This window comes from Rhizobium sp. BK538, from assembly GCF_014197575.1.
Taxonomy (GTDB): Bacteria; Pseudomonadota; Alphaproteobacteria; order Rhizobiales; family Rhizobiaceae; genus Rhizobium.
This window is the reverse complement of record NZ_JACIFT010000035.1, coordinates 18563-41171: the sequence shown is the minus strand read 5'-3', so window position 1 is coordinate 41171 and position 22609 is coordinate 18563. Positions and strand designations below refer to the sequence as shown.

Here is a 22609-nt window from a genome sequence, read left to right as displayed (position 1 = left end):
AACTCAGACGTCTAAACAACGCTTCATGAACCGCCCTGTACGGAACCGTTCGCACGGTCGTGTGGGAGGAGGGACGCCGCAAGGCTCCCTCCTACTCGATTGCGGGCACTGCCTTCGCCGTGGGGCCATGCGGGCATGACCGAAGCTCTAGGTCGTAAAGCGGGCGTCAACGACCGGGGTTGCGAGGCCGCAAAGGATCGTCGGATCGAGCTGCAGGCCGCAGGATTGTATCATGCGGCGCGAAACTGCATTGTCGGCGTGCACGAACTCAACCACTTCATCTGCGCCCAGCGTTTCGAATGCGGCCATGATCGCCAGAGCGTTGACAAGGCGGCCGAGCCCTTTTCCGCGCTGATCTGCCGTTACCGTTATCAAGCCGACCCAGGCCATGCCCCGATACCTGCTGTGGGTGTTGAAGGGCATATTCGCGTGAGCCGTGGCGACGATATTGCCATCTCCGTCTGCGAGGGCGACCGTCACAGCCGGCACGATCTTGCCAAGGAGCATGTAAGCGGAGAACGGCGCGATACCGTTGTCCGTCATGCAGATCTGTATACGCCGAATCGTCTCGTCCTCGTGACGATCCGAAAGCCCGAGGCACGTTAGCCCATTGGGTAGGTCGGCAGCCTGGATCGGGGTGCAAGCGGCGACTGCCATCGTGCGGTCCGCCCTACAGACGTTCCACACGTCAATACGGTAGGACGATCCGAGCTTCTGACGGATGTCTTCGATGTGCGTCGTCGGCATCATGCGAAAGCCAAAGACGCCGTCCTTCGCGAGGCGTTCATCGACAAAAGCCCAGTCAATGAGGTTGACATTGTCGACCGAGAAGAACCGACCTGCCTGCACGAGGCCAGGTGTGGCCGCAATCCTCGCCTGTGCCTCGTCGGACTGGCGCTGCAGTCGCTGTTGTTTTTCGGTGCCGTAGTAGTTCATTGCTCCCTCGCAACAGCTTTCCTACTTTGCAGGCAGTTCCACTATCCCCGAAATGAAGTCTGCGATCGCCTGTGTATCATCAAGATTGAATACCGGCAGAAAGCCTTCGGCAATCGGGTGATCGGCCGCGATGGCGGCGATGAAGGGATCCGTCGACGCAAGAGGCTCCCGGCTGGCTGCTTCCAGCCGCCGGGCTTCGATCTTCGGGATCGGCTCGCGCTTGTAGCCTTCGATCAGCACGAGGTCGCAGGGTGCAATCCGGCCAAGGATTTCTTCGAATGTCGGCTCGGGGGCGCCGCGCAATTCGTGCATGATGGCGTAGCGTGTACCTGAAACGATGGTGACTTCGTGTGCGCCGGCCTGTCGGTGGCGGTAGCTGTCGGCGCCGACCTTGTCGATATCGAAATCATGATGGGCGTGCTTGATCGTCGAAATGCTATAGCCGCGGCGGGTAAACTCCTCGACGAGGCGGACGGCCAGGCCGGTCTTGCCCGAGTTCTTCCAGCCTGCGATGCCAAAGACTTTCGGTTTTTCCATCAGACGAGCACCTTCAGCCAGCGTTCCGCCTCGGCGAGATCATCCGGCGTGTTGACATTGAAAAACGGATCGAGAAGGCTCGCCCGCGTCGGGCGCAGCGGAAAGGTAACTTCCGTAACGTCATGCCGTAAGAGGAAGTCTCGCACACGGCGTTTTTCGTCGGCAGCGATCCAGGCTTTCAGATCATCGGCAAGATCGATGGGCCACAAGCCGAACACCGGGTGGCTGCGGCCTTCCGAGGCGGCGATGGCAATCTTCTCGGGCGCATCGATAGCGGCGGCAAGCCAATCGACCAAGTCGCGGGGGAAGAATGGACTGTCGACCGATACCGTGACCACGTGCGTAACACCTCCGAGCGTCGCGCCATAGGCCATCGCGGCATGGATGCCAGCCATCGGTCCCGCTTTGCCGGGAACTATATCAGGAATGAACCGGTGGCGGCAATTTTCTGGCGTCGCGTCGGCGTTGACGGCAAGGGTACTCACCTGCGGCTCAAGTTGTTCGATGACGCGCTCTAGCAAGGTGCGGCCGCTGAGCCGCACGGAGGCTTTGTCGCGGCCCATCCGCGACGAGCGCCCCCCGGCCAGGACGACGCCTGGTATATTGGATCTATCCAGCGAAAAATCGTTCATGATTGCCTCAGACAGGTGTTCTCGGCTCGGACTCCTGGGCGACCGGCGGTACATGGCGTTTGGCCTCACGATAGAACGTATAGAGGCCGGAAGCGATGACGATGGCAGCGCCGGTGAGTGTCCAGAGATCGGGGAGTTCCGCAAAGAAGACGAAGCCCAGCAATGTCGAGAAGATCAGGCTTGTGTAGCGGAACGGCGCCACGAAGGAGATTTCGCCCGTTCGCATCGCCATGATGACGGACTGGTAGCCGATCAGGACGAGAATGGCGGCAAGCAGCAGATGCGAAAGTGAAGTCAGGCTGACTGGCTCCCATCCGCCAAGCAATGGCGTCAGCAACGCGCCGACGATCGTGACGGAGACGGCGGTGACCACGGTGATCATCAGCGAAGGGATCTCGGAGCCGATGCCGCGTGTGGCGAGGTCGCGGCCGGCCGTGGTGAGGACGCTGCCGACGCAGAGAAGTGCTGCCGCCGTAAAGCCGTCCGGTCCCGGTCGAATTATGATCAGCACGCCAAGCAGTCCCACAAGAATGGCCGACCAGCGACGCCAGCCGACCGGTTCCGAGAAAAACAGCGCCGCACCGAAGGTCACGACCAGCGGCAGCGATTGCAGGATGGCGGACGCGTTCGCGATCGGCATCATGCCAAGTGCCGTAATGTAAGTGACCGCTGCCAGTATCTCGCAAATGACGCGGACGATGACCATCGGCTTGAGCACAATGCGCCACGACCGCAATGCACCCATGTAGCGCGCGATGACATAGACAAAGATGCTGGTGAAGAGACCGCGCAGGCACATGATCTGGCCTGCATTCATGTAGGTAATGACTGACTTGGAAAGTGCGTCGCTGCAGGAAAATCCGGCCATGGCCGAACTCATGTAGATGGCGCCCTGGGTATTGCGGGACCGCGGCATGTCGATATTCCGATTCTCGTACACGTCCTTTTAGAGGGTGCCAGGCGGGATGGGAATCGAACGAAAGACACAGTCGAGATAATTCGATTGCGCAGTGCACAATAATGCAGGCCATGCGTGCGCCGGCGCGGCAGGAAACGGGTGGCTGCCAGGCCCGCTGTCTGAAATTTGGAATACCGCCAACAACAAGCGGAGGTTCCGACATGAGATATCTGAATGGCAAGGTTGCGATCATCACAGGCGCGAGCTCCGGCATCGGCCGGGCAGCGGCCAAGCTCTTCGCCGCGGAAGGCGCGCGGCTGGTCGTCGCGGCGCGGCGCGAGGCCAAACTCGGGATGCTGGTGGAAGAGATCGGGGATGCGGGCGGCGAGGCGGTTGCGGTCGCCGGCGACGTGCGCGAGGAGGCCTTGAACAGGCGGCTGGTCGAGGTGGCGGTGGAGCGCTTCGGCGGGCTTGATGTCGCCTTCAACAATGCCGGCAGCACCGGCCAATCCGCACCGGTGGCCGAGCTCTCGCTCGACGGCTGGAATGAGATGCTTGCGGTTAATCTGACCAGCGCCTTTCTGGCGGCGAGGTACCAGGTACCGGCGATGATCGCGCGCGGCGGCGGATCGATCGTCTTCACGTCGACGTTCGTTGGACATACGGCAGGGATGCCCGGCATGGGTGCTTATGCGGCCAGTAAGGCAGGACTGACCGGTCTTGTGCAGGTGCTTGCGGCGGAGCTCGGTCCGAAGAACATCCGTGTCAACGCGCTGTTGCCCGGCGGAACCGATACGGCGATGAATCCGGCCAATTTCGAGAATCCTGATAAGGAGCTCGTCGCCTTCATCCATGGGCTGCATGCGCTCAAGCGCCTGGCGCAGCCCGAGGAGATCGCCAAGGCAGCCCTTTTCCTGGGATCGGATCTGGCGAGCTTCGTAACAGGAACATCCATGCTGGCGGATGGCGGGGTGTCGATCAACCGGACGTAAGCTGCCCGAATCCGGTGAGCGTCACCCGCCGGTGACGCTCATATGGCGGGCAACGGCAGGGCGGTTATGGGTGCGGTCGATGATGAAGTCGTGGCCCTTCGGCTTGCGCGAGATCGCCTCGTCGATCGCGGCATAGAGCAGCCCGTTGTCGTCAGTGGCGCGGACGGCCGCGCGCAGGTCGGCGGCGTCGTTCTGGCCAAGGCACATGTAGAGTGTGCCGGTGCAGGTCAGCCGCACGCGGTTGCAGCTCTCGCAGAAATTATGCGTCATCGGCGTGATGAAGCCGAGCCGACCGCCGGTCTCCTTGACTTCGACATAGCGGGCCGGGCCGCCGGTGCGGTAGCCGATCTCCGAGAAGGTGAACTGCCGTTCGAGATCGGCGCGCAGCTTCGACAGCGGCAGGTAGCGGTCGGTGCGGTCTTCCTCGATCTCGCCCATCGGCATGGTTTCGATGACGGTCAGATCCATGCCGCGGCCATGCGCGAAGCGGATCATCTGGGGCATTTCGACGTCGTTAAAATCCTTCAGCGCCACTGCATTAAGCTTGACCTTGAGGCCGGCTTTCTGGGCCGCCTCGATGCCCTCCATCACCTTGCGGAAGTCGCCCCAGCGGGTGATCTGGCGGAACTTGTCCGGATCAAGCGTATCGAGCGAGACGTTGATTCGACGCACGCCGCAATCGTAGAGCTCGTCGGCAAAGCGGGAGAGCTGCGAGCCGTTGGTGGTCAGTGTCAGCTCGTCGAGGCCGGCGCCGATCTCTTTGCCGAGTTCGCGAACCAGATACATGATGTTCTTGCGCACCAGCGGTTCGCCGCCGGTGAGCCTCAGCTTGCGCACACCCTTGGCGATGAAGGCGGAACAGAGCCGGTGCAGTTCCTCGAGCGTCAAGAGTTCCTGCTTCGGCAGGAAAGTCATGTGCTCGGCCATGCAGTAGGTGCAGCGGAAGTCGCAGCGGTCGGTGACGGAGACGCGCAAATAGGTCACGGCCCGCTTGAACGGGTCGATCATCGGTTTTGCCTCTGCGACCAGTGGCGATGCGCTGCCTGTCGTTCCGACGTTGCTGTTCACGAATGCCTCCGCAATGCTACTAATGTGCGTATAGGTTATTGCCGCGTCAAGGGAAACGCTTCTTGGGCACGGCAAATTGAACTTGCCTCGCCACGCTGCATTGCCTACTCGTGATTTTGAAGGGGAATGGGATCATGAGCGATATTTGGCCGACTGAACTCAGAGTTTCGAAAGACCGGCAGCACCTCGTTGTCACGTTCAACGACGGGCAGAGCTTCGATCTTTCCGCCGAGATGCTGCGTGTGCTTTCTCCATCCGCCGAGGTGCAGGGGCACGGGCCGGGACAGAGGGTGACGGTGCCTGGCAAGCGCAATGTCGCGATCATCTCTCTGACACCGACCGGCAACTATGCGGTGCGCATCGGTTTCGACGACATGCACGATACCGGCATCTTTACCTGGACCTATCTGCGCGAACTTGGCGAGCGTGGCCAAGAGCTGTTTGCTGCCTATGAAGAAGAACTGCGCGAGAAGGGCATGAACCGCGACATCTCAGAAAAACCACGCTGAACGACAACTGCCGCAGGGGGAATGCATGGCGGGAATGACCAAACGAAACTGGCTGCGCGCAAAGGGCAGTCCAGGCGGGAGCAGGGTCACCTTTCTTGAACTGTTTTTCGATCTCGTTTTCGTTTTCTCGATTTCGCAGCTCTCGCATGCGCTTGCGGCGCATTATACCCCACTCGGCGCTGTTGAGGCTGGCCTGATGACCTTTGCGGTCTGGTGGGTCTGGATCTTCACGGCCTGGGTGACGAACTGGCTCGATCCCGACAAGATGCCTGTTCGGGGCATGCTCGTCGTGCTGATGCTGCTCGGCCTCGTTCTATCTGCCTCCATCCCCGAGGCCTTCGGCGACAAGGGGCTGCTCTTTGCGGGCGCCTACGTGCTGATGCAGGTCGGTCGCTCGCTCTTCACCACCTATGCCGTCAAGGAGGCGAGCGCTTCCAACTACCGCAATTTTCTCCGCATCAGCACCTGGTTGATCGTTTCCGGCATATTCTGGATCGCCGGTGGCTTCCTGGAACATGAAGCGCGGCTGATTGCGTGGCTGGTCGCTCTTGCGATCGAGTATGCGGGGCCGGCGAGCGGCTTTGCCGTACCGGGGCTTGGCAAGTCCACTGCTTCCGACTGGGATGTATCCGGGGCACATATGGCCGAGCGTTGCGCACTCTTCGTCATCATCTGCCTTGGCGAAGCGGTGCTGGTTTCGGGCCGGACATTCTCGGAAATGCCGTTTTCGCCCTTGACCGCGGTCGTCTTCGGGACCGGATTTGTCGGAACGGTGGCGATGTGGTGGCTCTATTTCCGCTTCGGCCACGAGCGGGCGGCGCATCGGATCGAACACGACGAAACGCCGGGAAGCCTGGCGCGGCAGGCCTTTACCTATGCCCATATCCCGATCCTGGCAGGCATCATCGTTCACGCCGTCGCAGTCGAGTTCATGTTCTCGCATCCGCACGAGGCCGGCAATCTCGGCGTCATGGCCTCGGTGCTTGGTGGCTCCGGGCTATTTCTCGCCGGCAACCTCTGGTTCAAGGGGGCGACCAGCGGGCGCTTGCCGCTCTCGCATCTGGCCGGCCTCGTCCTCCTAATCCTGCTCGCCTTCATTGCGCCGTTCATCGAGGTCTACATCGCCGGCATGCTCGCGACGGCGGTACTGATCGTTGTGGCCGCCTGGGAGTACAAGTCCCTAGCGGGGCATTCGGTTGGCCATACCGTGCACTAGGAAGTGTGGACTCTTAGGATTCCCAAATCTGAGCAAATCAGATTCAGGACTGTCTTTTGGAGGCAGTCATGGGTGTTTTGGACCGTTTCGTACTTCGTGACGACCAGTGGGAGCGGATGGCTCCGCATATCATCGGTGATGATCGCACGCGCGGTTCTTCGGGTCGCGACAATCGCATGTTCGTGGAAGCGGTGTTGTGGATCGTGCGAACCGGCTCGCCCTGGCGCGATCTGCCTGACGTGTTCGGCGATTGGAACAGCGTCTTTCACCGCTTCAGCGGCTGGAGCCAAAAGGGCGTCTGGTGGCGGCTCTTCGACGCTATGTCAGACGATGGCGACTTTGAATATCTGATCGTCGATTCCACAATCATCCGGGCCCACCAACACGCCTCTGGCGCAAAAAAAGGGGCTGAAGATCAGGCCCTTGGACGCTCGCGCGGCGGCCTGAGCACAAAAATCCATATTGCGGTGCGGGGCCTGGGATGCCTGGTGCGCTTTGTGCTCACTGCCGGCCAGAAGGGCGATGCGCCGCAAGCTGATGGCTCGATCGAAGACCTCCCTGCCAATGTCGTCATGGCCGATACCGCCTACGATAGTGATCGGCTACGCAAGGCTATCGCCGACAAAGGCGCACAAGCCGTCATCCCAAACAATCCTTCGCGTGCCCGGAAATATCCGCTCGACAAGCAACTCTATGCCCAGCGCCACCTGATCGAGTGCTGCTTTTCAAAACTCAAGCAATTCCGACGCATTGCCACCCGATACGAGAAAACTGCGCGAAACTCGATGATCGCTCTTGCCGCGACAATACTATGGCTAAGGTAACTGTCCACACTTCCTAGGGTCAGTCTTCGTCGATAAGGTCGTGCTGCAGCACGCGGATAATCCGCTCCATCGAATCGCCCATCGCCATGCATTGCTCGATCGGTTCGGGTGACAGCACGCGTTCGATGAGGTCGATCTGAATGACCATGGCTTTCTCCGTGACTTCGCGGCCTTCCTGAGTGAGGAAGAGCCGCAGCACGCGCTTGTCCTTCGTGTCGCCACGCCGCTCGATCAGGCCGCGCTTTTCCATCTGCGGCAGCAGCATGCTCATGTTCGAGCGGCCGACCAGCAGTTTGTGGGCTAATTCCTGCTGCGAGATGCCTTCGAAGCGGTAGAGGTTGATCAGAATGTCGAGATGCGGGGTCTTGATATCGAGTTCGGATAGCGAGCGACCGAGTGACTGCTGCATGAGCTGGCAGGCGCGGGCGACGGCGATCCAGCTACGAAAACGCGGATGATCCCAAGGTAGGGATTGATTTTTGTTCATCGTTGTACTTTATTGTTCAGTGTTGAACATTGTTGGATTCCCACTATGACAAACTTTACGCTGAAGGTCACCCGCCTCGGATTTTCCCTGCTGCAGTCGGTTTCGCCGCGCATGGCTGGAAAGGCGGCGTTTCGACTGTTCTGCCTGACGCCGTCGCGCAGACCCAAGGGCGAGAAGGCGAAGGCGGCGCATGCAGCCGGTGCGGCAAAGCTTGCCAGCGCAGAGCGATTCGTGCTTCCCCTTGCCGGCGGCGGCGGCCGGGCGCATGCGTATCGGCTGAATGGCGGTGCGCTGGGACGCCGGCCGCGTTACCTCGTGACGCACGGCTGGGGATCGAGCGGCGAATACATGGCCGATCTTGTCGAGGCGCTGGTGGCGACCGGCGCCGAGGTGATCGTCGTCGATTTTCCCGGACACGGACGCGCGCCAGGGCGGTCCCTCCATATGGGCATTGCGGTGAAGGCGATCGCTGCGGCTGAACGTCGGTTCGGTGCCTTCGACGCCACACTCGGCCATTCTTTCGGTGGCGCTGCGCTGATGGTGGCTGCGTCTGGCATGCTTCCCGGGACTGCCGCCGTGCTGCCGGAAAGGCTGGTGCTCATCGGCTCGCCGAGCGAGATGCACTGGCTCTTCAAGGATTTCGGTAAGATGATCGGGCTTGCGAAGCCCGCGCAGCAAGCGTTGGAGAACGAAGTGCGTTGTGTCGCCGGCCGGAGACTTGAGGAATTCGATGCGGGCAGGGCGGCCGGCGCGATCCGGCGTCCGGTGCTGGTCGTCCATGCGGAGGACGACAAGGAAGTGGGCGCCAACCATGCGCGCCGCTACGCGGCGGCGAGCAATGACGTCAGGCTCCACTGGGCGAATGGGTTCGGCCATCGCCGGATTGTCAGCGCGGCCCCCGTTCTGGAAGCGATCACAGATTTTCTTGCCAGCTCTATTTCCGGCAAAGATGCTGAGATCATTCCACTTTTCGACCTTTCCGCACGGCGCGCGTCATTGTAGCGTTACGTTGGGCAGCTAAAGGCTGCGACAACAACGCGGCAGGTCGATCATGAAAATCATCGAAACGGTGGAAGAACTCGCGGCCATCTATGCTGGCGGGCTGACGCAGGCGTCGGTGGCCAAGGTGACGGACTACCTGACGCCGCTATACCAAGAGATGATCGAGGCCTCGCCTTTTGTGGCGCTTGCGACGGTGGGACCCGAGGGGCTCGACTGTTCGCCGCGGGGCGATATCGGCGGCGTCGTGCGCATCATTGACGACAGAACGCTGCATCTGCCTGACTGGCGCGGCAACAACCGCGTCGATTCGCTCTCTAACATCGTACGCGACCCGCGCCTGGCGCTGATGTTTCTTATTCCCGGCTCGAATACCACGATGCGCGTCAACGGGCGCGGCGTTGTGACGAACGACGAAGCGGTCCTGTCCAGCTTTGTGATGGACGGCAAGTACCCGCGGACGGTGATCGTCATCACAATCGACGAGGTCTATTTCCAGTGTGCCCGCGCGCTGATCCGTTCCGAGCTTTGGAATCCCGAAACCTTCGTTGATCCAAAGAGCTTGCCGACGCCGGGGCTGATGCTGAAGGCGGCGACCGGGGATTTCGACTACGAGACCTATGATCGCGAATGGCCGGAGCGTGCGGCCAAGACGATGTGGTAACTTCAGTAGCTCTTCCAATGGGCTCGCATGCAGGCCATCGATAGCTGTGCTTGCGATAGCGAGGAGTGATCGCGACAAACGCAGATCATCGACTGTGACCGGGAAGGCCAGGGCAGTGTCGCCCAAGACCTATCCCTTGTAGATCAGCCAGCTCTTCGTGAAGTCTTTCTGCATACCGTCTTCAAAGAGGACGCTGCAGTTGCGGCCCGAATTCTTGGCGCCATAAAGCGCAACATCGGCCTTATGGTAAAGCTCACCGGCGTCCTCCGCGTAGGATGCCATACAGACGCCGACCGACACGGTAACAGGTCCGTAATTGATCCTCGTGCGCGAGTTCGTGAAGGGGGTCGTTTCCAGCGTACGGCGGATGCGCTCGGCCGTGCCCATCACTTCCTCGGCAGTATTGCCTTCGATGATCAGGGCGAATTCCTCGCCGCCGGTGCGGGCGACGAAAACGTCGCGGCGCACGTTGGCGCGGATGACCGAGGCAACGGTCGCAAGGATCTTGTCACCGACCGGATGACCATAGGTGTCGTTGATCTTCTTGAAGTTGTCGATGTCAGCGAGTACGAGCGCGGTGACTGGGCGCATGGTCGGATTGTTGAAGACGGCCGACAGGCGGTCGTCGAAGGCGCGACGGTTCGACAGGCGCGTCAACGAGTCGGTGTTGGCGATGCGCTTGTACTCGTCGAGTTCCTTGCGGACCTGATCCATTTCCTGTGAACGCTGGACGACGTTTTCGACCGTGCGTTCGCCGTGCGCCATTGTGTCGCCAGTTGCCTCGGTCAGCAGGGTGAGCGCGTTCTCGATAAGCTCTACGCTTGTGTGGTTCTTCGAACTGATCCGCTTGTAGGTTTCGCCAAGCAGCTTGTTGTAGCTTTCCAGCGATATCTGCTCCTGGCGCAGGACGCGCAGCAGCGTCTCGAGCTCGGCGGCGATGCGGCCATGGGCGTCATCAAACACGCGGGCGGGGCTGTGCGCGAAATATTGCGCGCCGAGGGCGTCCAATTCCTCTTGCGTCGCCTGGCTGCCGAGGGCTGCCAGGTCCCGCGTCAGCGCCGGGTTGGAGCCGATGTAGGCTTCGTAGAAGAGCTCGTAGTTGCGCGGGATCGGCGCAACGCCCATGGAGCGCATGGCGAACGTGATCTGACCTGCCACGTCAGGAACCTGCGCCCTCGTTGGCGCTGCGGCCGTCGTCATGCGACTACTCCTCAATTGAATGTCAAATGCAGTGTTTAATTTGTTAGCTTACAAATATTGGGAAATGATTAAGGGGGGATATACCAATGATTACATGTGAGATTTGGCCGATCTTCTCCATATTTGCTTATCGCATTGATTTTATCTGAGAATTTTTGTCGATTTAACGATCGTTGCGTCTTATGCGCGAATAACGCGAAATAAAGAATCCCACAAGCCGTTTTGGTTGCTTTTGATCGTCTCCAAATTGTTGACAGTCGGTGTCGATTGGAAGCTCTGTTGTGCGTCGCTGAGAAGGCGCACGTTCCTTCCCAGCGAGCCGCGGGGCTCCACTGGAAGGCCAGAGAAGATGGAAACGTCTCGTCACACTTCACCCATCGTACTCGCCGCCGCCGTTATCGCCGGATCTGTCGCGCTGATCCAGCAGAACGGCTTCTTCGACGGGGTCTTCCGCAGCGACATCCTCGCTAGTGTGAAGGCAGAGGAGGTATTCAGCACTGCGGGCTCCAAGAGCCAAAGCGATAGCGCCGCGCTCGACCATGGGGCAACCGCGGCGATCCATTGAGGTCGGTCAGCCGAGGTTGAATTCCTGGAAGAAGTCATTGCCCTTATCATCGGTGACGATAAAAGCCGGGAAGTCTTCGACCTCGATCTTCCAGACGGCTTCCATCCCGAGTTCCGGATATTCCAACACCTCGACTTTCTTGATGCAATCCTGCGCCAGCCGCGCAGCCGGTCCGCCGATGGAGCCGAGGTAGAAGCCGCCGTGCTTCTTGCAGGCTTCGCGCACGGCGCGCGAGCGGTTGCCCTTGGCAAGCATCACCATCGATCCGCCGAAAGACTGGAATTGGTCGACATAGGAATCCATGCGGCCGGCTGTGGTCGGACCGAAGGAGCCGGAGGCATATCCTACCGGGGTCTTGGCCGGGCCGGCGTAATAGACCGGGTGGTTCTTCATGTAATCAGGCATGCCTTCGCCTTTTTCCAGCCGTTCGCGGATCCTGGCGTGGGCAAGGTCGCGCGCGACGATAATCGTTCCCGTCAGGGACAGCCGTGTCTTGACCGGGTGCTTCGTCAGTTCGGCAAGGATCGCGGTCATCGGCTGGTTGAGATCGATACGGACCATCGAGTCCGATAGCTTCGACTCGTCGATTTCAGGCATGTACTTCGACGGATCCGTCTCCAGTTGCTCGACGAAGATGCCGTCGCGGGTGATCTTGCCCTTCGCCTGACGGTCGGCGGAGCAGGAGACGCCGAGACCGATCGGCAGCGAAGCGCCGTGGCGGGGCAGGCGGACGACACGCACGTCATGACAGAAGTACTTGCCCCCGAACTGGGCGCCGACGCCCATCTGTTGCGTCAGCTTGTGGATTTCCCTCTCCATCTCGATATCGCGGAAGGCATGGCCGCTGTCGGAGCCTTCGGTCGGCAGATCGTCGAGATAGCGCGTCGAGGCGAGCTTGACGGTCTTCAGGTTCATTTCGGCCGACGTGCCGCCGATGACGATCGCCAGATGGTAAGGGGGGCAGGCTGCCGTACCTAAGGTGAGGATCTTCTCCTTGAGGAAGTCGATCATCCGGTCGTGCGTCAAGAGCGACGGGGTGCCCTGATAGAGGAAGGTCTTGTTGGCCGATCCGCCACCCTTGGCGACGAATAGAAAGTCGTAGGAATCCGTGCCTTCCTCATAGATGTCGATCTGCGCCGGGAGATTGTTCTTGGTGTTCCTTTCCTCGAACATCTTGATGGGCGCCAGCTGCGAATAGCGCAGGTTCTTCTTCTCGTAGGCGTCCATGACGCCCTTGGCGAGAGCCGAGTAATCCTCTCCTTCGGTCCACACCCTGCGGCCCTTCTTGGCCATGATGATCGCCGTGCCGGTATCCTGACACATCGGCAGGATGCCGCCTGCGGCGATGTTGGCGTTCTTCAAGAGATCGTAGGCAACGAAACGGTCGTTGTCGGTTGCTTCCGGGTCCTCAAGGATCGAGGCGAGCTGCTTCAGGTGGCCGGGCCGCAGCAGATGGTTGATGTCGGCGAAGGCCGTTTCGGCGAGCAGGCGAATGCCTTCCGGCTCGACGGTCAGGATATCCTGTCCCTTGAAGCTGTCGACGGAGACGTAGTCGCTGCTGATCTTGCGGTATTGGGTGGAGTCTTTGCTGAGGGGGAAAAGATCGTCAGCCATCGAAGGACCTTTCATGCGGACCGAAATCGCAGATGGTCTATTCGGGCGCCTTCGCAATTGCAATAATTCTAAAACTTGTCTGTTTTAGTCATGAAAATCCATGAAGACATCGCCGCGAGGGCGGCGCTGTCTGCTATTTTGATGGGGCTCGGCGGCGGATTTACTTCGGGCCGATCATCGTTTCGGGACGGACGATCGTGTCATATTCCTCAACAGTGACGAGGCCGCTCGCCAATGCTTCTTCCTTCAGTGTCGTGCCGTTCTTGTGTGCCGTCTTGGCGATCTTGGCGGCATTGTCATAGCCGATCTTCGGGGCGAGCGCCGTGACCAGCATCAGCGACCGCTCGAGCCCAGCCTTGATGTTGTCCTCACGTGCCTCGATGCCGACGACGCAATTGTCGGTGAAGGAGACGGCGGCGTCGCCGAGCAGCTGTACCGACTGGAGAAAATTGTAGGCCATCATCGGATTGTAGACGTTGAGTTCGAAGTGGCCCTGGCTGTCGGCAAAGGTCAGCGCCGCGTTGTTGCCGAAGATATGAATGCAGACCTGGGTCAACGCTTCGCACTGGGTCGGATTGACCTTGCCGGGCATGATGGAAGAGCCGGGCTCGTTTTCCGGAAGGGCCAACTCGCCGAGGCCGGCGCGCGGGCCAGAGCCTAACAAGCGGATGTCGTTGGCGATCTTGAAGAGCGCGGCGGCGGCGGCATTGATGGCGCCATGGCTGAACACCATGGAGTCATGAGCGGCGAGCGCCTCGAACTTGTTCGGGGCGGTGACGAAAGGCAGGCCGGTGATCTCGGCGATCTCGTCTGCGACCTTTTCGGCAAAACCGCTCGGCGCGTTGAGGCCAGTGCCGACCGCGGTGCCGCCCTGGGCCAGTTCACAAAGACCGGGGAGCGTCAATTCAATGCGCTTGATCGCGGAGCCGACCTGCGCCGCATAGCCGGAAAATTCCTGGCCAAGCGTCAATGGCGTTGCGTCCTGCGTATGCGTGCGGCCGATCTTGATGATGTGGCTGAACTCGGTGACCTTCATGTCGAGCGCGGCGTGCAGGTGCTTCAGGCTCGGAAGCAGGTGCCGCACGATCTGCTCTGCGCAGGCGATATGCATCGCCGTCGGATAAGTGTCGTTCGACGACTGGCTCATGTTGACGTGATCGTTCGGATGCACCGGCTTTTTGGAGCCCATAACGCCGCCCATCAACTCGATGGCGCGGTTGGAGATCACCTCGTTGGCGTTCATGTTCGACTGTGTGCCGGAGCCCGTCTGCCAGACGACCAGAGGGAAGTGGTTGTCGAGCTTACCCTCGATGACTTCCTGTGCGGCACCAACGATGGCGTTCCCGATCTCCGGATTGAGCTGGCCAAGCGCCATGTTCGCGCGGGCCGCTGCCTGCTTGACGATGCCGAGGGCGCGGACGATCGAAAGCGGCTGCTTTTCCCAGCCGATCTTGAAATTGCCGAGCGAGCGTTGCGCCTGTGCACCCCAATATCGGTCATTTTGCACTTCGATCGGGCCGAACGTATCTGTTTCGGTGCGGGTGGAAGTCATGGCCATGCCTTTCTGTCGCGGTGCCTCTCAAAGATGTGGTCTTATAGGTCCGAAACGGGCCGAAGAAAACCGTCCAGGAATGCAAATATGAGTAGAATATTCATGTTAGTTTCTGGGATCCGTGATCTTTTAGACACGGCTGAATTTTTATCTTTCAGCGGCTTTTTGGCCACTGTGTCTGAAGGCAAAAATAAAGTAAAAAATTAACCAATAATTTCATAATTTTGTGTGAACTGCGGATCAACGGAAGGGTTTGTCGCGTTACTGTAGGTTGAGTTGGCTGAGGCTGGCGGCGGCGCCTGCTTTCTGCCATGTGACGCTCGCGCCGGATGAAACGAGTTCTGAGGCGGGTCTCGCCCGCGATTTTAAGACAGCATGACACTGGGACTGGATAAAAGCATGACATTCCTTTTGAAAGGTGCGGCTTCCGCACTCGCGCTTTCCTGCGGTATGGCTGCGATGGGTGTCGCGCCCGCGCATGCCTACACGTTGATGGATATGATCCGCGGGGATCGCGCTCGGACCCAGAGCACGATTGTCAATCCGAGGCCGTCCATTCCTTCGTTCCTTCAGTCGGCGCCGGATGCACCTCTGCCGAAGGTATCGAGCCCGCGCTACTATACCTACCAGCCCGATGCGATGCGCCTCGTCGATACCGGCAAATTCACGGATCCTGTGGTCACCGGAGCAGTCGCCGACGCGTCGGCTGCGACCGAGACCATGCCATCGGTCCAACGCCGCTTCCTCATCGAGGCAAAGGTGCGCGCCCCTGTCGAAGTTGCCAAGGCCCTTGAGGTCTATTACGGCGACGTGAAGAACCCGCTGGTTTGGCTCACCGGAACAGATGTCAACAATCGCGCCAAGGCGGCGATGGCCGTATTGGCGGATGCGGCGTCGATTGGCCTTGACCCGGCTGACTATGCCGTGCAGGTGCCGACTGAGGATCCGGCCAATCCGGATCCAGCAATCCGCGACCGCGCCCTGACGCAGTTCGAGCTGGAGCTTTCTGCCAAGGTGCTCGCGTATGTGCAGGACACCATTCGCGGCCGCCTCGACCCGAACAAGCTGTCCGGCTATCATGATTTCAGGCGCAAGGATGTGAACCTTGCCCCCGTTCTCAAGCTCGCCCGAATGAGCCCGGATACCGCTGCTTATCTCAGAAGCCGCACGCCGGATGGTTCGCAGTTTGTTGCGCTCGAAAGTGAATTGACGAAGCTGAGGGCCGAAGGCGCAGGTGACGACCGCATCGATATCGCCCTGAATGGGTTGCTTCGTCCCGGCGACAACTCTTCCGAAATCCCGAACATCGTCAAGGCCATCGACAAGCACGGTTCGGCTGCGCTGAAGGCCGAGCATGCGGCAACGCTTGGCGCATATGCGGGTAGCACCGAGTATTCGCCGGAGATCGTTGCGCTCGTCGAAGGTTTCCAAAAGGAACATGGACTGAAGCCGGACGGCGTCGTCGGCCAAGCGACGGTTCGCATCATGATCGGCGGCGACAGCAATGCTTCGAAGGTTGAGAAGTTGATCGTCGCCATGGAGCAGGCGCGCTGGTTGCCAGCCGATCTCGGCTCGCGTTACGTCTTCATCAACCAGCCTGCCTATATGGTTTACTACCACAACGACAACAAGGAACAGTTGTCGATGCGTGTCGTCGTTGGTCAGCCGTCGCACCAGACCTTTTTCTTCCAGGATCAGATCGAGACAGTCGAGTTTAACCCGTTCTGGGGCGTGCCGCAGTCGATCATCATCAACGAGATGCTGCCGCGGCTGCGCTCCGATCCGAGTTATCTGGACCGGATGGGTTATGAAGTAACCGTTGGCGGTCGCGCCGTGGCGTCGTCCGGCGTCGACTGGTACGGGTCGACGACCAACGTCTCCGTACGCCAGCCGCCGAGCGACGACAATGCGCTTGGCGAACTCAAGATCCTGTTCCCGAACGCCCATGCCATCTACATGCATGACACGCCCTCGAAAAGCTTCTTCAAGCGCGACATGCGGGCGCTCAGCCACGGTTGCGTGCGCCTTGCGGAGCCGCGTGCAATGGCAGCGGCCGTGCTGAATACGTCGGTCGAACAGATCGGCAAGGAGATCGCGACGGGCAAGAACCACGCAATCCAAGTTCCGCAGAAGATACCGGTCTACGTGGCTTACTTCACGGCCTGGCCGAACAAGGATGGTGTCGTGCAATATTTCGACGACGTGTACGGCCGTGACGTCTATGTGCAGAAAGCATTCGATGCCACGACGAAGGCACGTGGCGCTCAGATCTGACCGCGCCGAGAGGGCGATATGAAAAAGGCGGCCGTTGAGCCGCCTTTTTTCGTTGTGCGCGAGGCATGGCGCGCACAAGGCGCCGCGTTTACGGATTGCGGCGTCGAGCGTGGCGAGGTTCAAGGGGAAGCTAAAGGCGGCCTTCCGGACGGGGCGCGGTCGCGCCCTGGTGCCACCATCAAAGACCTCACCCCGATCCTGCGTGGCTGGATTGCCTATTTCCGGCTGACCGAAGGCAAGGGGATCCTTGAGGAGCTGGATGGCTGGCTGCGGCGCAGGTTGTGCTGCATCCTGTGGCGGCAATGGAAGGAACCGGCCACGCGGGCCATGCGGTTGATGCAGCGGGGTCTGACGGAACAGCGTGCATGTGGATCGGCCTGCAATGGCCGCGGCCCCTGGTGGAATGCCGGGGCCCGCCACATGAACGATGCCTTCCGCAAGGCCTTCTTTGACCAACTCGGGCTGATCTCTCTCCAGCAGGAACTCAGACGTCTAAACAACGCTTCATGAACCGCCCTGTACGGAACCGTTCGCACACGGGTGTGGGAGGAGGGGGCTCCCTCCTACCCGATTGTCTCAGCCTACTGCGGCAGTCGGTCTTGCAGCAAAGTCCGCGATCAACTCGTCCACGAGCGCAGGCGTGAGCTCCTTGAAATGTGCGATCACACGGGTCGGCCCGAGTGTCTCGACGGGAACGTCGGAATAGCCGAATGGCACAGCGATCGAGGGCACCCCGGCATTTCGGGCAACGAGAATGTCGTTGGCGCTGTCGCCGATCATGACGGTGTTGCCGGCGTCGCCGCCGGCGCGCTCGATGGTTCCGAGGAGGTGCTGGGCGTCCGGTTTTCTGACCGTGAATGTATCGCCGCCGGTAATGGCGTCGAAATAGTGGGTGAGTTCAAGCTTCTCGATCAGGCTGCACGCCAGACCTTCGAGCTTGTTGGTGCAAACGGCAAGCTTGCAGCCCGCGCTCTTCAGTTGGTCCATTGCGTCGACTAGGCCCGGGTAGGGTACCGTGCGTCCAGGCATGTTGTTGGCATAGTAAGTGATGAACCGGTCGAGTAGAGCTGGGAGTTGCTCAGGCTGCAGCCCGTGCCCCCGAAGGTTGCAAGCCCGCTCGATCATGACCTTGGCACCGTGTCCGACCAGATGCGTGAGGTCGTCATAGCTGACTGGCGCCATGCCGAGCTCGGCAATCGTATGGTTTATACTTTCGACCAGATCGGAGTGAGTATCGAGCAGTGTTCCGTCGAGATCGAATACAACGAGGGCAGGGGTCAAGGATTCCGCCTTTCAGAAATGATGTTATCAGGCCGTAGGTGATGAGGACGGCAAAAGCAACGTTTCGCGGCAAAGGCGACCAGTTGCAGATGCCCACGGCTTTTCGAAAATCATTACGCTATTTTGGCTTTCGTTTGGCAAGCGAGCCGTGTAAACAGCACATCCAACGCAATAATCGGAGTCAGCGGCGCATGGATGCCCGCGAAATGAAGATCAAGGCCGCCGAGGCCGCACTCGCTCATGTCGAATACGGCATGCGACTTGGAATCGGAACCGGGAGTACTGCCGAGGAGTTCGTTCGGCTGCTTGCGGAGAAGGTTTCAACCGGTTTCAAGGTCGAAGGAGTGCCAACGTCCGAACGCACGGCAAGGCTTTGCGTCGAGCTCGGCGTGCCGCTGAAGTCACTCGATGAACTGCCGGAACTCGATCTGACGATCGATGGCGCGGACGAGGTCGATTCCGACCTGACGCTCATCAAGGGGGGCGGTGGTGCGCTACTGCGCGAGAAGATCGTTGCTGCGGCATCTCAGCGCATGATCGTCATTGCCGACGAAAGCAAACTGGTCGCGACGCTCGGCGCATTTCCACTGCCGATCGAGATAAATCCGTTCGGGTTGGTCTCCACGCGCATGGCAATCGAAAAGAAGGCCTCCAAACTGGGGTTGAGCGGCAGCCTGACGCTGCGCCAATCCGGTGGCGAAGACTTCATGACGGACGGCGGCCACTACATCATCGATGCATCTTTTGGCCGCATTCCTGATGCAGAGGCGCTTTCAAACGAGCTGAATTCAATACCCGGAGTCGTTGAACACGGGCTTTTTCTCAATATGGCGGCACTTGCGATCATTGCGGGTCCAGCAGGTGCACGCACGCTGCGGGCGAATAGGTAACAGGAGCATTGAAACTCATGATTAAATTTGCAGGTCTTGGCCGTTTTGCTGCTGCGACCGTTATTCTTTCGGGCGTCGCATTCGGCTCTGCCGCACACGCGCAGGAGGCTTCTCCGGAGCAGCTGAAGGCGGCGCGCGCTGCCATCGATGCAATCGGCGCCACCGCACAGTTCGACAACATCCTGCCGGGTCTCGCTGAGCGTCTGAAGGCCGATCTCATCCAGGATTCGCCGAACTACCAAGATGCGATCACCGCTGAGGTCGACAAGCAAGCCCTTGCCCTTGCTCCGCGTCGCGCCGACCTCGAGAAGGAAGCCGCGTTGACCTATGCCAAGGCATTCTCTGTCGAGGAACTCAACGCGATCGCCGAGTTCTACAACTCGCCGGTTGGCAAGAAGCTGCTGAAGGATGGCCCGATCGCATCGCGCGAGACGGTGAAGGCTGCCGACATCTGGGCGCAGGGAATTTCTCGCGACCTGCAGAAGCAGACGAGCACTGAGCTCAGCAAGGTCATTAAGGCGCCGCCACCGGCAGTTGATCCGGCCAACCCAGCCGCAACGACCGCGCCGAAGGCTGCGACGCCGGCGGCAAAGCCGAAGCCGTAAGCGGACGTCGATAAGAGATAGAAAAAGCCCGGCATCGTCCGGGCTTTTGTTTTTGCGACGGTCGATACTATATCACCTTCACCTCACAGCCGATTCCAGCCGGAGTTTTTCATGACATCCTACGATTACGATCTCTTTGTCATTGGCGGGGGCTCAGGCGGCGTGCGAAGCGCCCGCGTTGCAGCCTCGCTTGGTAAGAAGGTCGCGATTGCAGAGGAGTACCGCTACGGCGGAACATGCGTGATCCGTGGCTGCGTGCCCAAGAAGCTTTTCGTGTACGCGGCTCAGTTCCACGAGCACTTCGAGGATGCCGCCGGTTTCGGCTGGACAGTCGGCGAGAGTTCGTTCGATTGGAAGAAGCTGATTGCCGCCAAGGACAACGAGATCGCGCGCCTGGAAGGGCTCTACAAGAAGGGGCTTGCGGGCGCCAACGCCGAGATCCTGGAAACGCGCGCCGAGCTGGTCGATGCCCACACGGTTCGACTGATCAACACCGGCAAGACGGTGACCGCCAAGACGATCGTGATCGCGACCGGTGGGCGGCCGAACCCGCATGCGGCCTTGCCGGGGAATGACCTCTGCATTTCGTCGAACGAGGCCTTCGATCTGGAAGAACTGCCGAAGTCGATCGTGATCGCCGGTGGCGGTTACATCGCGGTGGAATTTGCCAATATCTTCCACGGCCTCGGCGTCGAGACGACGCTAATCTACCGTGGCGCCGAGATCCTGTCGCGCTTCGATCAGGACCTTCGCCAGGGGCTGCACGAGGCGATGGCCGCCAAGGGCATTCGCATTCTCTGCCACGACACGCTGCAGAAGGTTTCGAAAGAGAACGGCCGTCTTTCGGTCGGGACGCTGAAGAACGGCACGCTGGCGGCCGATGTCGTCATGCTGGCGCTTGGACGCATCCCCAATACGGAAGGCCTTGGCCTGGAAGCCGCCGGCGTGAAGACCGACGAGCGTGGAGCGGTGGTCGTCGACGAGTATTCGCGCACCAGCGTCCCGAATATCTATGCGCTCGGCGATGTCACCGACAGGGTACAGTTGACGCCGGTGGCGATCCACGAGGCGATGTGCTTCATCGAGACCGAGTACAAGGATAACCCGACCAAGCCGGATCACGACACGATCGCAACGGCGGTATTCTCGCAGCCGGAGATCGGCACCGTCGGGCTGACCGAGGAAGAGGCGAGCAAGCGCTACAAGGAGCTCGAGGTCTATCGCGCCCAGTTTCGGCCGTTGAAGGCAACGCTGTCGGGGCGGGGCGAGAAGATGATCATGAAGCTGATTGTCGACGCTTCCAGTCGCAAGGTCGTCGGTGCGCACATCCTCGGCCACGATGCCGGAGAAATGGCTCAGATCCTCGGCATCACTTTGAAGGCCGGCTGCACCAAGGACGATTTCGACCGGACCATGGCGGTGCATCCGACGGCAGCCGAAGAACTCGTCACAATGTATGCGCCGAACTATCGCATTCGGGACGGCGTTCGCGTTTAACGCCGATCAGCTGGTGATGCGGGGCATGCGGATGACCTTCAGGAACAGTGCCTGCATGGCGTCCGTGATCCCCTGTGTAGGCGTGACTTCGAAATAGAGACCGGGTGAAGCGCAGCTCTGCATCTTCGTCGGGATTTCGCTCTGGAAAGGCTTGATCCAGGTGTTGTACCAGCTGTTCTTCGGCAGCGGCAGGTAGGTCGTGTAGAGTACTGCGATCTTGACGCCCCGATCTTTCAGCGGCTTGCAGAAGGAAATGTCGATTGGCTCCTGGCAACGCTCGCCGGTCTTCGGTTTCGTGCAGTTCGACTTCTTGCTGTCACCGACACCGTCGGACACGAAGAACAGAATCTTCTGCGGCTGGGCCTCGGTGCTGCCATCTCCCGGTGTTGAAATGATCTTATTCATCTGTGTCAGTGAGTTGTCGAAGCTCGTCTGCTGATCGTTGTTGTAGCCCTGTCTCGGAATCGACATCAGAGTGACAGCGTTCGTGTATGTCGCGACCTTGTCGAGGTCCGTAATCGGCGCTGAAATTGTGGTCAGGTTCGCGTCTTCCGCCTTCTTGCCGAACGTGTAGACACCCATTCTGAACTGGTTGTCGGACTGGCGTTCGTTTTTTGCCGTTTCGGTCAGTTTTTGCGTAGCTTGGCGAACCACGTCGACGCGTAAGGTGACGCCATTGTTGCGGGCGATATTGTAATAGCTGTTCTTGTCCTCGACACCAGCTTCCGACACGATGTGGCAGGCAAAGGCACAGGTATCCGGAGTCTTCTGTTCCATGATAGCGACATCGGCCGGTGTCGCGCCGACGCCCATCGACGGCGTGTTGTCGAGCAGGATATAGAAATCCATGAAGGAGGCCGTCTGAAACATGGCCGTGGCGGTGCCAGATATTTCTACACTTTTCCGGCCAAAGATCTGCATGAACGACGTCGGGACTTGTGCGGTGAAGGTCACAGAGGAGTTGAGCTTGTTGGACGCGCGGCTCACCTGAACGTCAACGGCTACATCGCTTGCCGTCAGCTCACCCTGCATCTGCGCGACGAAAATGTTTCGCGCATCGTCTTTTCCGACCGAGATCGGGCCATCGCTTGTCATCTTCATTGCGGCGGTGGTTGCGGCCGACTTTGCCGCGATTGCGCCGACGGCTGCGGCGTCGGCGGCCGCGTAGAGCTGCGTGCGCAAGCTCAGCGCGTGGGCGAAGTCTACGGCCACGCCCGCCGAGCCGATGAGCGGCACCATCAAAATAGCCGTCAATAGACCGAAATTGCCGGAACGGTCAGTGCAGAAACGATACAAGCTGCGCACGAAATCAATCCCACGGTTCCACCTGCCATCGGTGCTCAAGCGGGAGTCATCATGACGCGCCATT

General features: G+C 59.9%; 23 protein-coding genes. 12 read left to right on the top strand and 11 right to left on the bottom strand.

Going from position 1 to position 22609, the window contains the following annotated elements; genetic code table 11:
* Nucleotides 1-147: 147 nt before the first annotated feature.
* Genes FHX09_RS27970 through FHX09_RS27955 form a run of 4 tightly spaced genes read right to left on the bottom strand, consistent with a single transcriptional unit; the run spans nucleotide 148 to nucleotide 3021 of the window.
* Nucleotides 148-936, bottom strand: a complete 789-nt coding sequence (locus tag FHX09_RS27970; protein ID WP_183723198.1) for a GNAT family N-acetyltransferase — start codon at nucleotides 934-936, stop codon at nucleotides 148-150.
* A 21-nt stretch (nucleotides 937-957) separates the two neighbouring features.
* On the bottom strand, nucleotides 958-1473 hold the full coding sequence (mobB, locus tag FHX09_RS27965; protein WP_007801848.1) for a molybdopterin-guanine dinucleotide biosynthesis protein B: 516 nt from the start codon (nucleotides 1471-1473) through the stop codon (nucleotides 958-960).
* Nucleotides 1473-2105, bottom strand: coding sequence for a molybdenum cofactor guanylyltransferase MobA (gene mobA / locus FHX09_RS27960; protein ID WP_183723200.1), 633 nt, complete (start codon nucleotides 2103-2105; stop codon nucleotides 1473-1475). The genes mobB and mobA overlap by 1 nt, the downstream gene beginning before the upstream one ends.
* A 7-nt stretch (nucleotides 2106-2112) precedes the next feature.
* Entirely contained in the window at nucleotides 2113-3021 is a 909-nt protein-coding gene (locus FHX09_RS27955) for a DMT family transporter (RefSeq protein WP_132595151.1), read from the bottom strand.
* Nucleotides 3022-3224: 203 nt separating this feature from the next.
* Between FHX09_RS27955 and FHX09_RS27950 the strand changes: the two genes are divergently transcribed.
* Complete coding sequence (locus FHX09_RS27950) at nucleotides 3225-3995, top strand: SDR family oxidoreductase (RefSeq protein WP_132595153.1); 771 nt, start codon at nucleotides 3225-3227, stop codon at nucleotides 3993-3995.
* 21 nt (nucleotides 3996-4016) lie between these two features.
* Here FHX09_RS27950 and moaA read toward each other — a convergent pair whose 3' ends face one another.
* A complete protein-coding gene (moaA, locus tag FHX09_RS27945; RefSeq protein ID WP_132595155.1) occupies nucleotides 4017-5063 on the bottom strand; it encodes a GTP 3',8-cyclase MoaA in 1047 nt (348 codons plus the stop codon).
* 134 nt (nucleotides 5064-5197) lie between these two features.
* Here moaA and FHX09_RS27940 point away from each other — a divergent pair, with 134 nt between their 5' ends.
* From FHX09_RS27940 to FHX09_RS27930, 3 genes are all read left to right on the top strand, one after another.
* Nucleotides 5198-5572 carry a DUF971 domain-containing protein gene (locus FHX09_RS27940; protein WP_184450977.1) on the top strand — a complete coding sequence of 125 codons (375 nt, stop codon included), beginning with the start codon at nucleotides 5198-5200 and terminating at the stop codon, nucleotides 5570-5572.
* A 25-nt stretch (nucleotides 5573-5597) separates the two neighbouring features.
* Nucleotides 5598-6788: a low temperature requirement protein A gene (locus FHX09_RS27935; RefSeq protein ID WP_132595159.1), complete on the top strand. Its 1191-nt coding sequence runs from the start codon at nucleotides 5598-5600 to the stop codon at nucleotides 6786-6788.
* A 68-nt stretch (nucleotides 6789-6856) separates the two neighbouring features.
* The gene (locus FHX09_RS27930; RefSeq protein ID WP_184450975.1) at nucleotides 6857-7612 is read left to right on the top strand and encodes an IS5 family transposase; all 756 of its coding nucleotides are present in this window, start codon (nucleotides 6857-6859) and stop codon (nucleotides 7610-7612) included.
* 19 nt (nucleotides 7613-7631) lie between these two features.
* Here FHX09_RS27930 and FHX09_RS27925 read toward each other — a convergent pair whose 3' ends face one another.
* A complete protein-coding gene (locus tag FHX09_RS27925; protein WP_132595163.1) occupies nucleotides 7632-8099 on the bottom strand; it encodes a MarR family transcriptional regulator in 468 nt (155 codons plus the stop codon).
* Nucleotides 8100-8144: 45 nt separating this feature from the next.
* On the opposite strand from FHX09_RS27925, the gene FHX09_RS27920 reads away from it, so the two are divergent.
* Both FHX09_RS27920 and FHX09_RS27915 read left to right on the top strand, forming a co-directional pair.
* Nucleotides 8145-9101, top strand: a complete 957-nt coding sequence (locus FHX09_RS27920; protein ID WP_184450973.1) for an alpha/beta fold hydrolase — start codon at nucleotides 8145-8147, stop codon at nucleotides 9099-9101.
* Between the two features lie 49 nt (nucleotides 9102-9150).
* Complete coding sequence (locus FHX09_RS27915; protein WP_132595167.1) at nucleotides 9151-9762, top strand: pyridoxamine 5'-phosphate oxidase family protein; 612 nt, start codon at nucleotides 9151-9153, stop codon at nucleotides 9760-9762.
* 129 nt (nucleotides 9763-9891) lie between these two features.
* On the opposite strand, the gene FHX09_RS27910 is transcribed toward FHX09_RS27915, so the two are convergent.
* A complete protein-coding gene (locus tag FHX09_RS27910; protein ID WP_007801825.1) occupies nucleotides 9892-10962 on the bottom strand; it encodes a GGDEF domain-containing protein in 1071 nt (356 codons plus the stop codon).
* Between the two features lie 349 nt (nucleotides 10963-11311).
* Between FHX09_RS27910 and FHX09_RS27905 the strand changes: the two genes are divergently transcribed.
* Nucleotides 11312-11527 carry a hypothetical protein gene (locus tag FHX09_RS27905; RefSeq protein ID WP_132595169.1) on the top strand — a complete coding sequence of 72 codons (216 nt, stop codon included), beginning with the start codon at nucleotides 11312-11314 and terminating at the stop codon, nucleotides 11525-11527.
* Nucleotides 11528-11533: 6 nt separating this feature from the next.
* On the opposite strand, the gene FHX09_RS27900 is transcribed toward FHX09_RS27905, so the two are convergent.
* Complete coding sequence (locus FHX09_RS27900) at nucleotides 11534-13141, bottom strand: fumarate hydratase (RefSeq protein ID WP_007801820.1); 1608 nt, start codon at nucleotides 13139-13141, stop codon at nucleotides 11534-11536.
* Nucleotides 13142-13301: 160 nt separating this feature from the next.
* Complete coding sequence (gene fumC, locus FHX09_RS27895) at nucleotides 13302-14693, bottom strand: class II fumarate hydratase (RefSeq protein ID WP_132595171.1); 1392 nt, start codon at nucleotides 14691-14693, stop codon at nucleotides 13302-13304.
* Between the two features lie 399 nt (nucleotides 14694-15092).
* Between fumC and FHX09_RS27890 the strand changes: the two genes are divergently transcribed.
* Nucleotides 15093-16967: a L,D-transpeptidase family protein gene (locus tag FHX09_RS27890; RefSeq protein WP_132595173.1), complete on the top strand. Its 1875-nt coding sequence runs from the start codon at nucleotides 15093-15095 to the stop codon at nucleotides 16965-16967.
* An 18-nt stretch (nucleotides 16968-16985) separates the two neighbouring features.
* Entirely contained in the window at nucleotides 16986-17477 is a 492-nt protein-coding gene (locus tag FHX09_RS27885) for a group II intron maturase-specific domain-containing protein (protein ID WP_246699525.1), read from the top strand.
* Between the two features lie 66 nt (nucleotides 17478-17543).
* On the opposite strand, the gene FHX09_RS27880 is transcribed toward FHX09_RS27885, so the two are convergent.
* Nucleotides 17544-18248 (bottom strand): HAD family hydrolase, encoded by a 705-nt coding sequence (locus FHX09_RS27880; protein WP_132594999.1) that lies wholly within the window; start codon nucleotides 18246-18248, stop codon nucleotides 17544-17546.
* 191 nt (nucleotides 18249-18439) lie between these two features.
* Between FHX09_RS27880 and rpiA the strand changes: the two genes are divergently transcribed.
* The 3 genes from rpiA to gor all read left to right on the top strand — a co-directional run bounded on the left by rpiA (nucleotide 18440) and on the right by gor (nucleotide 21240).
* On the top strand, nucleotides 18440-19138 hold the full coding sequence (rpiA, locus tag FHX09_RS27875) for a ribose-5-phosphate isomerase RpiA (RefSeq protein ID WP_007792884.1): 699 nt from the start codon (nucleotides 18440-18442) through the stop codon (nucleotides 19136-19138).
* Nucleotides 19139-19155: 17 nt separating this feature from the next.
* The gene (locus tag FHX09_RS27870; protein WP_007792886.1) at nucleotides 19156-19743 is read left to right on the top strand and encodes a DUF2059 domain-containing protein; all 588 of its coding nucleotides are present in this window, start codon (nucleotides 19156-19158) and stop codon (nucleotides 19741-19743) included.
* Between the two features lie 111 nt (nucleotides 19744-19854).
* Nucleotides 19855-21240 carry a glutathione-disulfide reductase gene (gene gor, locus FHX09_RS27865; RefSeq protein WP_183722989.1) on the top strand — a complete coding sequence of 462 codons (1386 nt, stop codon included), beginning with the start codon at nucleotides 19855-19857 and terminating at the stop codon, nucleotides 21238-21240.
* 6 nt (nucleotides 21241-21246) lie between these two features.
* On the opposite strand, the gene FHX09_RS27860 is transcribed toward gor, so the two are convergent.
* Entirely contained in the window at nucleotides 21247-22545 is a 1299-nt protein-coding gene (locus tag FHX09_RS27860) for a pilus assembly protein TadG-related protein (protein ID WP_184450971.1), read from the bottom strand.
* Between the last annotated feature and the right edge of the window lie 64 nt (nucleotides 22546-22609).